Below are 14,786 nucleotides of genomic sequence, written 5' to 3'. Positions count from 1 at the left end.
TCACCGGGCTGGGCGGGAGTCCAGTACGCGAAACGGCCCGCCAGGGAGATTCCCTGGCGGGCCGTCCACCGTGGTAGCGGGGACCTCCGGGCCACAGCAGGGTCCGCCGGGCGCGGTAGAGTCAACCGACGTTCACCCTCCTCAGCCGACGTCGACCTGACTGCGGTGCGAGGCCGCGATCTCCGCGGCTTCGCGGCGGGCAGCGGCAGGCAGCCGCTCGCGCGTGAGCCGGTCCGCCGTCGTCCACATCCCGTCGACCAGCAGCTGACCGGTCCCGGTCAGCTGGCCGCTCCGACTGATCACCCGCAACGTGTCCCGCACGGCGGCGCGCCACCGGGCGAACCGCACCTGGGCGAGGTGGATGTGAGTCGGATCGGTTTCGACCCGTTGCTGCCGCTGCCAGAACGTGGCGACCGCGAGATGGGCGTACGCGCCGTGCAGCAGCGCGGCTAGGGGCCGCAGATCCCGGCGCCACGGCGCGTAGTAGCGCTTGTCGTCATCCGTCGGAACGATCAGCGGAAGGGCGTCGCTCAGGGCGAGCAGCTTCGCGTGCTGCAGTTCGTGCGCGAGGGTGACCGCGACCGTCCGCGTGTCGTCCGGGGAGGACATCGCGACGGCACCGAACGCGCCCGCGAAGGTAGCACTGCCGACCGAACTGCCCAGCAGTTGCATCGGTACGACGGCGGTGACGCATTCGGCGACCTCCGCCGCGACCTCGGGATGATGTTCGGCGAGCAGCAGCCAGCCGGCGCGGACGCCGCCGGTCCAGCGGCGCAGGTCGAGGTGGCGCTCGTCGACGGTACGGGGCCACCCTGGTTCGTCGTTGCCGAGCCCTTGCCACCCCGAACCGTCGATGGCGACCTGCCGGCGGATCAGCACCTGCGGGAGACCGTCCCAGTCCCGCGAGGTCGGCCTGTCCCCAGCCGCAGACCGGTGAGCCGTCGGGATGGGAACGATCACCTGCCGCCCGGCCCGTTCCAGCAGCGCCAGGTCACCGTCCGCGGGCCGCACGCGTAGCGGGTCGCAGCTGCCTCCCGGCAGGGTCGCGATGCCCAGGGACGGCAGCACGATGCCGTGGTCGGAACGACTAGGGCCGACCGGCACCTCGGCGGTGGCCCCGCAACGTGCCGCCACTGCGGCCGCGACCAGGGCGAGTCGGCCCGGGTGAGCGGGTCGGTGGCTGGACAGCGCCGCCACGGTGCGGCCCAGCCAGGCCCCGACCGCCGGATAGCAGAGTACGTCGTGCACCGCAGTGGGCGAGGCTCGCTCGAGATCAGCCAGCAGGCGGTATGCGTACATGGTCTGTCTTGCTTCCGGGTGGCTGGTCCGTCGCGCGAGGTCGGGCAGCATCCAGCAGAACAGTCTGCTGCGGCTGTTCTGCAGTCCGGCGAGGACCCGGATGCCGGCGGGGGCACCACCACCTTGCGCGAACTCAGTCAGCATGTTCCTCGAGAATCGGTGCGGTTGGATCATGCCTGCTCCCGAAGCTCCTGGTTACCGACTTGCTACCGCAATCTTCGCCCCACCTATTCATCGATGATCGCACATCATTGCCGCCGCGTGGAGCGCAAGGTCGATCATCTGGGGAAGTGGCATTGACCCGCCTGACTGTCCGACAGTCGTACATCCGACTTCCCACAGCGTCCACAGAGACTGCGCGACGTCGGTGAGGATTACGGCGATCTGCACTACGATTGGCGTTCCACGCCGCAGCGAGCGACGATGCTCCCGCGCAACAGGGCACCCCCGGCAGACAGGACCGGCGAATGACCCAAGATCGGCACGAGCAAGAGACACTTCTCGTCGACCTCACCGACGTCGACCTGCACACACTGTCCGAGATGCCACCAGATGCCCTGCAGATCTCCCTCGATCATCTACTCGACGAACGATTGAATCCGATCGCCTTCTTCCTTGGTCAGCACGATGGCGATCCGGCGAGCAGCGCCGCACAACCCTCATGATCGAAAGAGATTCAAGATGACCGACACGCCGACGACGACCGCGGCGGGCAAGACTGGCACGGGGCGGCAGACGGCCGAAGTGTTGGTCTTCGTCTCCCCCGGCGGCGGCGCCGGGCAGACGAGCATCGTCGCCAACATCGCCTGGATACTTGCCAGCACCGGACACCGGGTCCTCATTCTCGACTGGGGAGGTAACGCACCCCGCGTCCAGGACTACCTGCATCCTTTCCTTGACGTGACCACGTCCGTCGACGAACCGCTCGGCGCGGCTCTGCGGATGATCGCCGACCGCACCGACACGATGTCGGAGACCAGTGTCCAACGCTTCCAGGCGGCTGGTTGGGCCGACGCCGTGGACGTCGTCACCGCGACCTCCGACAGCTTCTACCCGGCAGCGCTGCCCGACGGTGCCGGCGACGGTAGCCAGCTCCGACGCCTGCTGCAGCAGACCAGCTACCACTACGTGCTGCTCGACGCACCGCCGCAGAACTCGCAGAGCGCGCTGCACCAGCTCGCCTGTCTCTGTGACGCCGCCGCGGTCTGCTTCCGGTCGCACCAGCGAGTGCAGCAGGACGCGTTGCGGCTGGCAGGCGCGTTGGTCAACGCCGCTCCTGTCGGTCTGCGCCTGGTGGCCACCCCGACCCAGGTACGGCTCGGCGAACCTCACGCGGCCGAGTGGCTACATGCCGCCCGGCAACAGTTCGCCCAGCTCGCCGGGCCGGCAAGCGCGGGTGTCACCGTGTCGTTCGTCGAGGTGCCGCGCCACTCGTACGACATCGAGCGGGAAGCTCTCGCCATCATTCTCGATCGCGGCAGCCTCCGGACAGGTCTGACGGGCGTCGTCCACGCGATGACCGACGGTGCCGTTCCGACCGCTCCGGATGTCGGTCGACGACTACGGATGCGCTACAAACGGGCGCTCGGGTTCGATCCGCAGGCCGAGCCGGAGAAGGTCTACCTTGCGTACCGACCGGCCGACCGGCGCTGGGCGGACTGGATCACCGACCGGTTGCGACAGCAGGGCCTGCCCACCAGCCGGCTACCCGCCGATGATTCGTGGATCGAGCAGTCGACGCCGCCGAGCCTCGTCGTGATCGGCGGGCTCGCCACGGCCGACGGGCGAGTACGCCGCATCGCCGAACGGCTCCGCGACGCGATGATCTCGCCCACTGAGGTATCCGATCAGGTCACCGACGAATCCGCCCCGGTCGTACAGGTGGCCGTCACCGCTCCGACCCCGGCTGACTTCGATGCCACAGTGCCATGTCTCGATCTGGTCGGCCTGTCCGCCGGTGACGCCGAGGCACGGCTACGTCGGCAGTTCCTGCTCATCGAGACGCCCTACGACGACCGTGCCGGGTTCCGCCCGCGCTATCCGGGCGGCCTGCCTGAACACCGTCAGCTGCCGCAGACCGTCGACCTTCCCGGCCGCAATCAGCAGTTCATCGGCCGAGTCGACGATCTTGAAACGCTCCGCGACAAGTTACTCGCTGACGGCCCCGGGCCTGTTCTGGTAGTTGGTGCCACCGGAGTCGGCAAGAGCGAGCTGGCCAACGAGTACGCCCACCGGTTCCAAAAGGACTACGACATCGTCTGGTGGATCCCGGCGGACAGCTGGGAATCGATCGCCCTTGCGCTTCGCCGACTCAACGATCAGTTCCAGCTGCTGGATCCGAATCCAACCGAGGTGGACACCGATGGCGTTGAGGAGCAGCCGCGACGAGCATTCGACCACCTGTTGCAGCTCGCCGCCAGGAGACCGTGTCTATTCATCTTCGACGGGCTCGACGATCGGGAGCTTCTCGGGTGGGTCGGGTCCGCCGCCGGACACGTGGTGGTGACCTCAAGGATCACCGATACGCCCACCCCGCGCATGCTCGTCGTGACCCACCTCGGGACGGACGACGCAACCGAGTTGCTGCGCGCCTACGTCCCGGAACTCAGCGAGGAGCACTGCGCCGCGGTGGTCGCCGAGGTGGGGCAGCTCCCGCTTTCGTTGCGGCTGACCGGGGCGTGGCTACGGGAGAGCAGACACCACCTGATGGCGTACGCGCCCGCAGATCTCCAAGCCGCTACCGAAGCGATGGTCGCCAGCCTCCGGCCCGAATCCCCGGCCGGTCTGCCCGCCGATACGGATGCATCGCCGGCGGTGTCGGTGCCCGACGACGATCCCACCTACCACGCGCTACGGCGATCCTGGCGTGCGTTGGAGGCGACGCTGCGACAGACGGAGATTGGTCGGATAGCCATTCACCTCGCTGAGATGTGCTCCTTTCTGTCGTCCGACGACATCAGTCTCACGCTGCTCCGTTCGAGTTCGATGATCGATCAGCTGGCCACGCTGTCAGACGATGGCGAAGAGCGCGTGCGCAATGACCCCGCGATCTTCGACGAGGTCGTCTGGACCGGGGCCCGGTTCGGCGTCTTCGACGTACGTTGGGGGCAGCGTCCCTCGATCCGTATCCACCGAGCGGTACAGGACGCGGTACGTGGCGCCCTGCCGCCGGCGCGGGCCGCCGAGGTTCGCCGTCACCTGCGGCTCGGCCTGGCAGGTTACGCCCCAACCGGAGCGGAGGTCGACGGCCGCTGGCAACGGCACCGCCTCGCCGAGCTGCAACCCCATCTGCTGCCCAGCGGTGCCGTGGCCGAGACCGACCCGAAGGTGCGCAGGTGGGTCGTCCGACAAGTTCGGTACATGCGCCGCCAGGAGACCTGGGACAGCGCGAATGTCGCCCTGAAGGTCATCGACGAGGCTCTCGACCACTGGTCGTCAGCGGTGCCGCCCACCGATCGCATCAATATGCAGCTACGGGGCGAGCAGGCGAGTCTGCTGCGCTGGATGGGCCGGTACCGCGAGTCGCTCGAGATTGCTCAGCAACTGCGGCTACTGCAGTTGCGCACCATCGGGCAGGAGCATCCGAACACCGCGACCACGCTGCAGGGGATCGCCGGGGACGTACGGGCGCTCGGAGAGTTCGAGCTCGCCAAGAGTCATGAGGGCGTCGCCTACGACGTTCTGCGCAAGGCATACGGCGAGGAGCACCAGCAGACCTTGATGGTCGCGCACAATCTGGCGCTGTCGTCGTACTTCGACGGCGACCTTTACACCGCGATGGTGGTGGAACGAGAAGTGGTCAACCGCCGATTGCGGGTGTTCGGCACGAGAGACCCCTTCCTCTGGTGGGCCGCTGCCAACCTGGCGACATATCAACGTGAGCTGGGCGACTACCACGCTGCGACTCGGACCATCGACGATGCTCGCGGTTGGATGGGCCATCCGACCGGCAAGATCCCGACGGACAGCGCGAGCGCGCTGCGGATCATCCGGGTACTCGCGGTCACCCAACGCCGCAAGAACATGGTGCCTCAGGCGAAGGAGAATCACGCCGACGCGCTGCGCGGGTACCAGCAGCTGCGCGGGACGAACCACCTCGACACCTTGGCCTGCAGGCTCGCGCTGGCCACCGACATGCATCTGCTGCGGGAGACACCAGCACGAGTGGTCGAGTTCGGGCAGTCCTGCTACCGCGGCTACCAGCGCCAACTCGGCCCGGAGCATCCGCTCACCGGCATCTGCCTGGTCAATCTCGCGCTGTTCCTACGCGGTGTCGGCGATCTCGACGAGAGCCGGCGGGTCGGTGACCACGGTTTGCGGATCATCCGGACCGCTGTGCCGGCCGAGACCCACCCGTGGGTGCTCGCGGCAACCATCAACCAGGCCGGCAACCTGGGGCACGGTGGTGCGGTAGATGCCGCAGTGCGACTCGCTGGTCAGGCCGTCGAGCTGTGTGAGGAGGACCTGCCGCCAGGGCATCCCTACCCCGACATCGCGCGTGCCAATCTTCGAGTATGGGAGCAGGCAACGCGTCGATCCGCCAGCACGGGTCCCACCCCCCCACTATCCACCCACGACCTCGATATCGACATCCCGCGGCGCTGAGAAGCATCCGGCGAAACCCGACCCCCGTCCCGGCGAACCACGACCACAGCAAAGGAAGTCTCACGTGCCGACAGAGCAGGGACCACATGCGGACTCGGTGATCGGCTCGCCGCACCGAGAGTACTCCGACGCAATCATCGTGACGCAGGAGCCGACTGGTCGCCAGTTCAGCGACGTCGACGATCGGATTGCCTACTGTCGAGGCCTCTTTCGGGCTGGCGGACCGCTGCACTACCTGGCGCATTGCAGTCCCGGATCCCGCGACTTCGACCTGTACGCACCTGGTGGGCCCGGCCAGGACGACGATCGACGTGTCGAGAACTGCCGCCGCGTGGCGAGGCGGCTGAGTTTTCAGTCAGGTCAGGTGATGCACGAGTGGTTACGGCCCCTCGGTCAGGGCGTGCCGCTGCGCACGGTGCTCCAGTCGGCCGGCGGAGCCTTCTACTGTGCCCGGGTAGTTCCCAGTGTGCTGCTCGTCGCCGGGACCCTGAGTCTGGCCACCGACCAGGTTGCGTCACTGGCCCGGCAGCCTGCCGTCCAAGAGGCTGACAGCGCACTCTCACAGCTGGTCGATCAGATCAGAGCTAGCATTCGGCTGCCCCGACAGAACCTGGGTGCCTGGGACACGAAACACTTCCGGGAGTCCGCGTTCGACCGCGACGTGGCCGACAGCCCGAGCCAACTGTCGGCGGGCGCGCCCCAGCCGGTGCCAGCCATCGGTTCCACGACGCGGCGGAACCTCGAGACGTCCGTCGCCCCCCGGCGAGACCTGGCGATCACCGGCGACCGTCATCACTGGGCCTTCAACGCCTGCGCAGCCGCCGTCGACGGCACCGGGCTGCACCTTGTCGCGTGCTTCAACGACAAGGCACAGCTGTTCTCGGTCGACGCGCTCGGTACGCCCGAGCTACGTGGAGTTGCCTACCACCACTCGCCCAGCCACCGACGCCAGCAGGTCAACGCGATGGGTCCCCCGACTGCCGCCTACCTCAGGGAGCTTGGCCGGACCGCCCGCCCTGCGATCGGTGGACCGGTCGTCCGCGCGGTACTCGATACGGACATCGGCGCGATCTACTACTACCGTCTGTCGGGACGGGAGTACGTCATCGGCCTGTGCCTCGATCAGGACCAGGTGGATATAGCCGACGATCACTTGACCGAGGTCGTCCTTGCGGTGAGCGGCCCGGCCGCAGCCGCCGTCCAGCCGCTTCGTTGAGATGCCGCAGGCGTGACGCCGACCGATCACACGTCGCCGATCGTGCGTCGCGCCGCTGCCCGTACCCGTGCGCCAAGCCCTCCGAACACCTCCCGGATGTCGTCGAGATGCATTGGGTGCGGACCAGTCGCGGCGGCCGCTTCCGGCGGCAACGCCATGGATTCGGCAAGACGTTTGAGATGTTGCAACGACGCGTAGTCGAAGATCGCCTCGTAGGTGAGGCAGAGAACGTCCAGCCGTTCCAGGTCGGTGCTCGACGACGCGGCGTCGGCGCGGTCCACCGACACCCGCCGCATTCGCCATTCGACGACCGCCTGTCGAAAAGATTCGATCAGGGATTGCAGGAACACGGCCGTACCCAGCAGGCTGAAGCTGTCGGGATCGGCGGTCCACCCGTGGATGCGCTCCTGTGCGGATCTGATCGCCGTTGAGAGGCCCGGAGCTGCTCTGAATGCTTGGGTGAAGGCGTCTGGCAGTCCGTCACCGAGCCGTACGGCAGCGTCGATCGCCGACTCGAACAGTTCGTCGATCTCGCCCATCTCGTCCATCGGGCCGGGCTGTGTCGGCACAGGGACGGCCCGGCTCACTGACACTGCCCCGGTGAGCAGGCCAGCCACATCGGCGGAGATCTCGCTGAGGCGCTGGTTGGTCGTCCGCCGCATGTCACGGACCTGCTGCTCAAGCCGGTCGATCATGGTGTACGCGCCGGCTTGCTGGCGAACGAGCCGATCGACCCGGGTAACCATCAGCCGGACCGGGTCAGTCTCGCTCAACCGGTCACGCTGAAGCACATGCGCGATCCTGGCAACCACGGCGCTCGCCAAGGTTCGACGTTCGTACTCGATCGGCTCGGCCAGGACGACGTTGCGGACGTTCGAGGCCACGTCGGGTGCCAGGTAGCCGACCACCACCAGGATGATCTCGACGTCGACACCTTCTGATCGAGCGGCCGCAGCTCGGCGAGCGACCCGTTCGACGTCCGATTCCCGCATGATGCCCTCGGAGAGCAGGATGACGCAACTCGGCTCACCGTCCTCGTTCAGCACGACGAGGTCGAGCAACGACCGGCCGTCAACGTCAAGCTGACGACGCCGCTCAAATCCGATGGCCTCACGTTCGAGAGTCAGCATCACCTCACGCCGCACATCATCAATGGTGGCGAAGTCGAAATGATCCCGAGCCACCAATTGGACAAGTTCGATTCCTATCACCGTACTTTCGAGCTCGGCTCGGCGGTACAGATGATGGCAGAGCTTGATGAACTGCCGCGGAACGCCGTGGGTCATGTCAACGAGGTACTGCACGGCATCGTCGAGGAACGGGGCTATGTCGCTGTCGCCTCGGGCCGCAAGATGGCTTTGCTCAATCAGCTCACGCGCCTCCTGCCCCGTAAGCGGAGTCATCCGGACGGCATGTCCCATCCGCTGCAGCACGTCTCCCTGCAGTTGCGGGGTAATCTCCACCAGACCGGTGATGATCAAGAATGCTCCGGACTCCTCCACCGCAGTCAGTAGATTTCGAAACTGCCCGACCACACCCGCATCTCGCTGATCCGCCGGATCAAGGACCCGGTCGAGCTCGTCCAGTACGACGACGAATCGCCGGCCACTCCGGCCGTGCAAGTTCAGGAGCGCGATGATCGCCGACATGGCAGCAGCTGAACTATCGATGTACTTCGACAGTCCGTGCTCCGTGACGAAGCCGTCCGACCGGTTGCCGATCAACCAGTCCCACGCTTGCACTGCGGTCCGCTCGTCGAGCAGCAACGTCATCGCCGTACCAAGGTCGTCATCGCCGGTTGCCTCGATCAGCCGGTCCTGCAACTGGGGCAGCAGGACGCTCTCCGGCAACCCGAGGTCGTCAACCACCGCCTGCGGCTCGATGACATGTCGCCGCAGGTCGTCAGCGATCTGCTGCGCATGTGGCACGTGGCTGAGCCCATCGGCGACCACCTCGGAGTAGTAGTCGCGCAGGAGGTCGACGATGTCCTCCCGATCGAGACGACCGACAAAGCGCTTGTACAGGTCGACCAACGAGCCGAACTGGGGCGCCTCAACGTACAGGGTGCGCACCGCCGAGTCACCCGATCGACGAGCCCGATGCAGCAGGGCCGCCGCAAGATGAGACTTGCCGGTGCCGTATTCACCCACCACAGTCAACAGGCGACCGGACAGCCCGACCCGCTCCGGAGGGACGGCCTGCGCCAGGAAGGCGTCAAGATAGCGGAACGCCTCCTCGACCGCACAGGTCGACACCGTCGGCAGGCCCTGGCCGACCTCCGAGACACGCGCAACAGCGGTTGGCGAGTACGGGTTGACCCCGACCGCCCGCGACTCTCCCGATGAGGCAATCATGGTCATCCATTCCTGGTGCCCCGGCCACGAGGCCGGTAGCCGTCGCGCCGGTCTACATAGTATCGATCGAAGTCGTGCTTACTGACTTCCTTGGCACCTGGGCGACGCCGAGCCTCGTCCCATAAATGAAAACACATCTTCTGGAGCTGCTTCAAGGACATCGAACGATGATCCTCCATCACCGCGTGCATAGTTTCTGCGGTAACTGTCGGAACCCGAGGATGATCACACATTTGCAGCCGCCCGTTAGCGAATGTCCACCCGTCCGTACCGGTCAGCATACCTACCTCGATCACAAGAACACCCTCCCTGGCTTCACCCCGGACTCGATCGCTCCAGTCCTTGATCTGCTGGGGATTATCGCTCTCCGCAAAAAGGATCATGCGCTCGCCGACAAGGTCGAGATAGTGGTTGATCGGGTGCATAGCCTGCAGCGAAAGCATCGATCTCTTCCACGTCGCGTCGTTGAACTGCGGTAGCACGATGATCGCGACTGCGTCCGCATCCTCGAGATCCCGCCCGAGTCGTGTGAAAGCCACCTTCCCCTGCATCGGTTGATCCCCTGGGTCCGACAGCCCTTCCAGCTGCCGAGACAGCCTGCTTCTGATCTTGTATGCCAGCAGGGCCAGATACTGGTCGAAATCGCCTCTGCGACCAACCATCTCGAGATCGAACGCCCGCTCTCTACTGAGGTCGGCCACCGGCGCGGCCATGATCCGGCCGCCGGAGGCGCCATCGAACTCCTGCTTCAAGTGGTGTACGCACCTGTGAATCAACGAGGTACGCCCGCAGCCCGTAGGCCCGGCCACCACCACCAACTGACCGAATCTGGTGAGGTGCGTCGACGGGTCCGGTAGATGGTTGACGAAGCTGCGGTACCCCTCCTCGGCTCTGTCCACTGGGAGGTAGTACGCCTCGTGTTCCCTGTCGTGCCACGGGCGCAGCGCACGGAGGGACTGACCCAGTACGGGGGGCAGTTCGAAAGGGTTCGGAATCTCCTCAGGCCTACCCGCATGAGCACTGCTGGTCTGTGTCATCACGATGCCCTCCCATCACGCCGCTGCTGTTGTCACCGTCGCAAGCCGATGACACCAGCAGCCCGCTCCGCCTCTCGAGCTGCCTGTTCGACCGCCGTTCGCAGATGCATGAGTCCGGTCCGCGCCTCCCGTACCCGAGGGCTGTCCGCCGATCGGTCCGGCCCGGACCACGAATCGCGCATCGACTCACAGAACGTCTCGACAGAATCACGGATCACCTCCATCGATGGGCCCAGGACCGCTGGCAGGGCATCGAGATGCAGCATCAGCCGGAGGCGGGGCTCGTCGAGGCTGGTCCCCTTCGGTTGTCTGGCGGAGGCATCCGCGTACCGGGTGAGAGACTCGTCGGCTGCCCGAATGAACTCGGCCACGGCCACCCGAAGCTGGGCGGCCTGCTGGCGCGCCTCAGTCCGCCGGTGGACGCCGGTCGTCAGCACACTGGTGAACAACGCGCTGATCAGAGCGGACACCAAGGTGAGTGCGCCACCGATCAGCAAGCCACGCATCTCGGAGGTCGGTCCGGCGCGTGCTGCGTCTGGATCGATGCTCAGCGCCGCGATCATGGTCGCACACGCCCGGTCAAAGTCGGCCGGCTGAGTGTCCCGCCATCGCGAGATCGCCACCTGCTGCCCATCTAGTACCACCCGGTCCCCGCTTGCCGACTCGACCAGGCCAAGCAACTCCGCAGCCTGACCGACCTGCTGCTGACGCGCGGGCGACAAGCAGACCAACGTCGACGCCTCCCGATCCAGTGGCTCGGCTGCCAGACTCCGCGCCGGATCGGCGATCACGATCGTCATCAGTACGAGGCAGGCGAGCAGCGACTGTATCCGACCAGTGTGGATCGCTCGCATACTGTGTCACTGTAGCGCTCTGATTCCCGTGTGACTGTCCCCCGATGGCACGAATACGGCTTCAGTCCGATAGCCGTCTCGGCGGGCACCTGAGGGCGACGAGGGCTCAACGGGGCTGGGCGGGAGTCCGGTACGCGAAACGGCCCGCCAGGGAGATCCCTGGCGGGCCGTTCACCGTGGTAGCGGGGACAGGATTTGAACCTGCGACCTCTGGGTTATGAGCCCAGCGAGCTACCGAACTGCTCCACCCCGCGGCGATGAGTTAATCCTAGCGCATACCGTCAGCCCGCCGCAAAACGACCCCCGTACTGACCGACTGGCCTCGGTGATCCCACCCTGATCCACCCACAAAAGCGGACAAGTCGGGATCACCGAGGCCGGTTCGGCGTCAGTCAGTTGACGTCAGCCGGTCGGTGACGGGTCGGCACTCGGTGACGGGTCGGTGGTCGACGGCTGGGCACCACCCACCCCGGCCGCCTGCTGCGCCGCCTGGAACGCCGTCATCGCGGCGTCCAGCCGGGCCAGTGCCTCGCCGTACCGCTGGAAGTCACCGGCCGCCTGCGCGGCGCGGGCCTCGTCGATCGCGGCGCTGACCTCGGCGGCGGCCGCCTGCAGCTCCGGGGTCACCAGGCCGGGGTCGCCGGTGGCCGACGGGGTCGGGGTCGGGGTGCCGCCGGGCTCCTCGCCCTCACCTTCGCCTTCGCCCTCTGGCGGGGTCGTCGGCGCACCACCCGCCTCCGCCTGCTCGATCAGCTGCCGGATGCCGTCCTGCACGCTGTTGGCCAGCACCACGTACGAACCGCCGTCACCGTAGGAGAGCAGCACCCGCTGCAGCAGCGGATACGCGTTGGTCTGGTTGCTCTTCACGTAGACCGGCTCGACGTAGAGCATGCCGTTGCCGAACGGCAGCGACAGCAGGTTGCCGTACTGCACCTGCGCCTGGTTCGACGACAGCAGGTTCAGCTGCTGCCGGATGGCCGCGTTGTTGGTCATCCGCTGGTGCACCTGCACCGGGCCGGAGATCGCCGTCTGGTCGGGCAGCTCCAGCACCTGCAGCTGCGGCTGCCCGTCGACGTACGACCCGGAGATCAGCGCGGCCAGGTTCTGCCGGCCGGCCGGGGTCACCGCCGAGGTCAGCTGGAACCGTGGCTCGTCCTGCTCCGGCAGCTGGGTCATCAGGTAGTACGGCGGCTGCTTGACCCCGCTGTCCGGCGAGTCCGGGACGTTCGGCACCTCCCAGAAGTCCTGGCCCGAGAAGAACTCGGCCGGGTTCGTGACGTGGTAGCGGGCCAGCAGGTTGCGCTGCACCTTGAACAGGTCCGCCGGGTAGCGGAAGTGGGCGACCAGATCCGGCGGCGTCTCCGCCTTCGGGATGACCAGGTCGCCGCCGAACGCCGCGTTCCACGCCTTGAGCACCGGGTCGTTCTCGTCGAACTCGTACAGCCGGACGGTGCCGTCGTATGCGTCGACGGTGGCCTTGACCGAGTTGCGGATGTAGTTGACGTTCTCCCGGGCCAGCACGAAGGTGCCCTGGCCGGTCAGCTCGTCGGCGGTCTCCGCCTGCAGGTTCACCCGCTCCGAGTACGGGTACGTCGCCGAGGTGGTGTAGCCGTCGACGATCCACTGGATCCGGCCGTCGACCACCGCCGGGTACGGGTCGCCGTCCATGGTCAGGAACGGGGCGACCTTCTCCACCCGGTCCCGTGGGTTGCGGATGTACAGCAGCTTGGAGTTCTCGTTGACCGCCTCGGAGAGCAGGAAGTTGGTCTCCTGCTCGTTGATCGCGTACAGCAGTTTGCGGCCGAACGAACCGACCTCGACCCCGCCGGTGCCGGTGTAGGTGTAGTACTGCTCGCCGCCGCTGGAGGTGGGCCGGTCGAACTCGACGTTGCTGTCGCCGGGCGAACCGACGATGGCGTAGTCGGTGCCGTCCATCTGCTCGCCGTAGTAGATCCGCGGCTGCTCGACCGGGATCTCCTCAGTGGCCGAGGAGCACTGCTCCTGCGCCTGGTCGCCGAGGAAGCCGGAGACGAAGTACGGCTGCCCGCCGCAGACCACCTGGTTGGCCGGCGCGCCAACCATGCCGTACCCGTGGGTGAAGACGGTGTGCCGGTTGATCCAGTTGCTCTGCTGCTCGGTCAGCTCGCCGTAGTTGATCTCCCGCATGCCGACGACGTAGTCCTGGGTCTCGTCGTCGATGGTGTAGCGGTCGATGTCCAGCTTGGTGCCGAAGTCGTAGAAGCCACGCACCTGCTGCAGCTGGGTGTAGGTCTCGGAGACCAGCTGCGGGTCGAGCAGCCGGATGTTCGGCACCACCGCGGTGTCGGTGGCCAGGCTCTCCGGCGGCGTCAGGTTCGTCGCCGGATACGGCGTCTGCTGGCTGATGTCCAGCCCGAACGCTTCCCGGGTGGCGACGATGCCCCGTTCGATGAACGCCGCCTCCTTGTCCCGCAGGCTCGGGTTGACCTCGAAGGTCTGCACCGCCCACGGGTAGATGCCGCCGATCGCCACGGCGGAGATGCCCAGCAGCGCCAGCGAGATCCCCGGCCAGACCAGGTTGCGCATCACCGCGTTGGAGAACACGATGATCGCGATCGCCACCACGATCGAGATGTACGCCAGGATCTCCTTCGCCGGCAGCAGTGCGTTGATGTCGGCGTAGCCGGCGCCGTAGATGCGCGCCTGCTCGTTGTACTCCAGCAGCATGCCGCGCCGGTCCAGCACGTACGCAACCGCCTTGAGCAGTACGAAGACTGCGACCAGGGTGGTCAGGTGGGCCCGCGCGGCGGTGGTCATCCGGTCACCGATGCCCTGCAGCCGTACACCGCCGTAGAGGTAGTGCACGGCGAGCGCACCGATCACCGACAGCACCACCGCGGTGAACGCCAGGCCGAGCAGGTAGCGCAGGAACGGGTACTCGAAGACGTAGAAGCCGATGTCGATGCCGAACTCCGGGTCGGTGACGCCGAACTCCTGGGAGTTGCGGAACAGCAGCCACTGGCTCCACCGGTTCTGCGCGGACAGCCCGGCGAAGACACCGACCAGCGCCGCGGCCACGGCGATCCAGATGCCGATCCGGGGGCTGAGCAGCATCCGGTAGCGCTCCAGGCTGACCTGTTCCGGCGAGTGCGGTCGCAGCGCCGGCCGCAGCCGGTACGCCAGCCACAGATTGGCCGCGACCACCAGTGCCATGGCCAGGCCGACCGCCGCGAACAGCAGCAGTCGGGTGAACAGCACGCCGGTGAAGACCTGGGTGTAGTCGACCTCCTCGAACCACAACCAGTCGGTCCATGCGTTCACCCCCCAGCCGAGCAGGGTGAACAGAAGGAAGATCCCGATGAGTACGCCGACGGTGACCCGGCCACGTCGGCTCATTCCGGGCATTGGGCTGCTACGCATGACCACGACTAGGTACTCCGCA

Annotated in this window: 8 protein-coding genes and 1 tRNA gene; 3 read left to right on the top strand and 6 right to left on the bottom strand. The window is 66.7% G+C overall.

Translation table 11 applies throughout. The features are described 5' to 3' along the window. Positions 1-141 precede the first annotated feature (141 nt). Positions 142-1,443, bottom strand: coding sequence for an HEXXH motif-containing putative peptide modification protein (locus O7553_RS03310; RefSeq protein WP_281553411.1), 1,302 nt, complete (start codon positions 1,441-1,443; stop codon positions 142-144). A 323-nt stretch (positions 1,444-1,766) separates the two neighbouring features. Here O7553_RS03310 and O7553_RS03305 point away from each other — a divergent pair, with 323 nt between their 5' ends. From O7553_RS03305 to O7553_RS03295, 3 genes are all read left to right on the top strand, one after another. Further along, positions 1,767-1,964: a hypothetical protein gene (locus tag O7553_RS03305; RefSeq protein ID WP_281553410.1), complete on the top strand. Its 198-nt coding sequence runs from the start codon at positions 1,767-1,769 to the stop codon at positions 1,962-1,964. 16 nt (positions 1,965-1,980) lie between these two features. Further along, complete coding sequence (gene fxsT / locus O7553_RS03300) at positions 1,981-5,904, top strand: FxSxx-COOH system tetratricopeptide repeat protein (RefSeq protein ID WP_281553409.1); 3,924 nt, start codon at positions 1,981-1,983, stop codon at positions 5,902-5,904. Between the two features lie 97 nt (positions 5,905-6,001). Then, positions 6,002-7,120, top strand: coding sequence for a hypothetical protein (locus O7553_RS03295; RefSeq protein ID WP_281553408.1), 1,119 nt, complete (start codon positions 6,002-6,004; stop codon positions 7,118-7,120). A gap of 26 nt (positions 7,121-7,146) precedes the next feature. Here the strand turns inward: O7553_RS03295 and O7553_RS03290 are convergent, their stop codons facing one another. From O7553_RS03290 to O7553_RS03270, 5 genes are all read right to left on the bottom strand, one after another. Then, complete coding sequence (locus O7553_RS03290) at positions 7,147-9,480, bottom strand: ATP-binding protein (protein WP_281553407.1); 2,334 nt, start codon at positions 9,478-9,480, stop codon at positions 7,147-7,149. After that, on the bottom strand, positions 9,477-10,226 hold the full coding sequence (locus O7553_RS03285; protein ID WP_281553406.1) for a hypothetical protein: 750 nt from the start codon (positions 10,224-10,226) through the stop codon (positions 9,477-9,479). Before O7553_RS03285 ends, O7553_RS03290 begins: the two co-directional genes overlap by 4 nt. A gap of 317 nt (positions 10,227-10,543) precedes the next feature. Then, positions 10,544-11,311: a hypothetical protein gene (locus O7553_RS03280; protein WP_281553405.1), complete on the bottom strand. Its 768-nt coding sequence runs from the start codon at positions 11,309-11,311 to the stop codon at positions 10,544-10,546. A gap of 231 nt (positions 11,312-11,542) precedes the next feature. Beyond that, positions 11,543-11,619, bottom strand: a tRNA-Met gene (locus O7553_RS03275). Between the two features lie 148 nt (positions 11,620-11,767). After that, a complete protein-coding gene (locus O7553_RS03270; RefSeq protein ID WP_281553404.1) occupies positions 11,768-14,770 on the bottom strand; it encodes a UPF0182 family protein in 3,003 nt (1,000 codons plus the stop codon). Positions 14,771-14,786 lie beyond the last annotated feature (16 nt).

This window comes from Solwaraspora sp. WMMA2059 (assembly GCF_027497315.1).
Taxonomy (GTDB): Bacteria; Actinomycetota; Actinomycetes; order Mycobacteriales; family Micromonosporaceae; genus Micromonospora_E.
The sequence above is the reverse complement of the archived record's forward strand: the minus strand, read 5'-3'. Positions and strand labels throughout refer to the sequence as shown.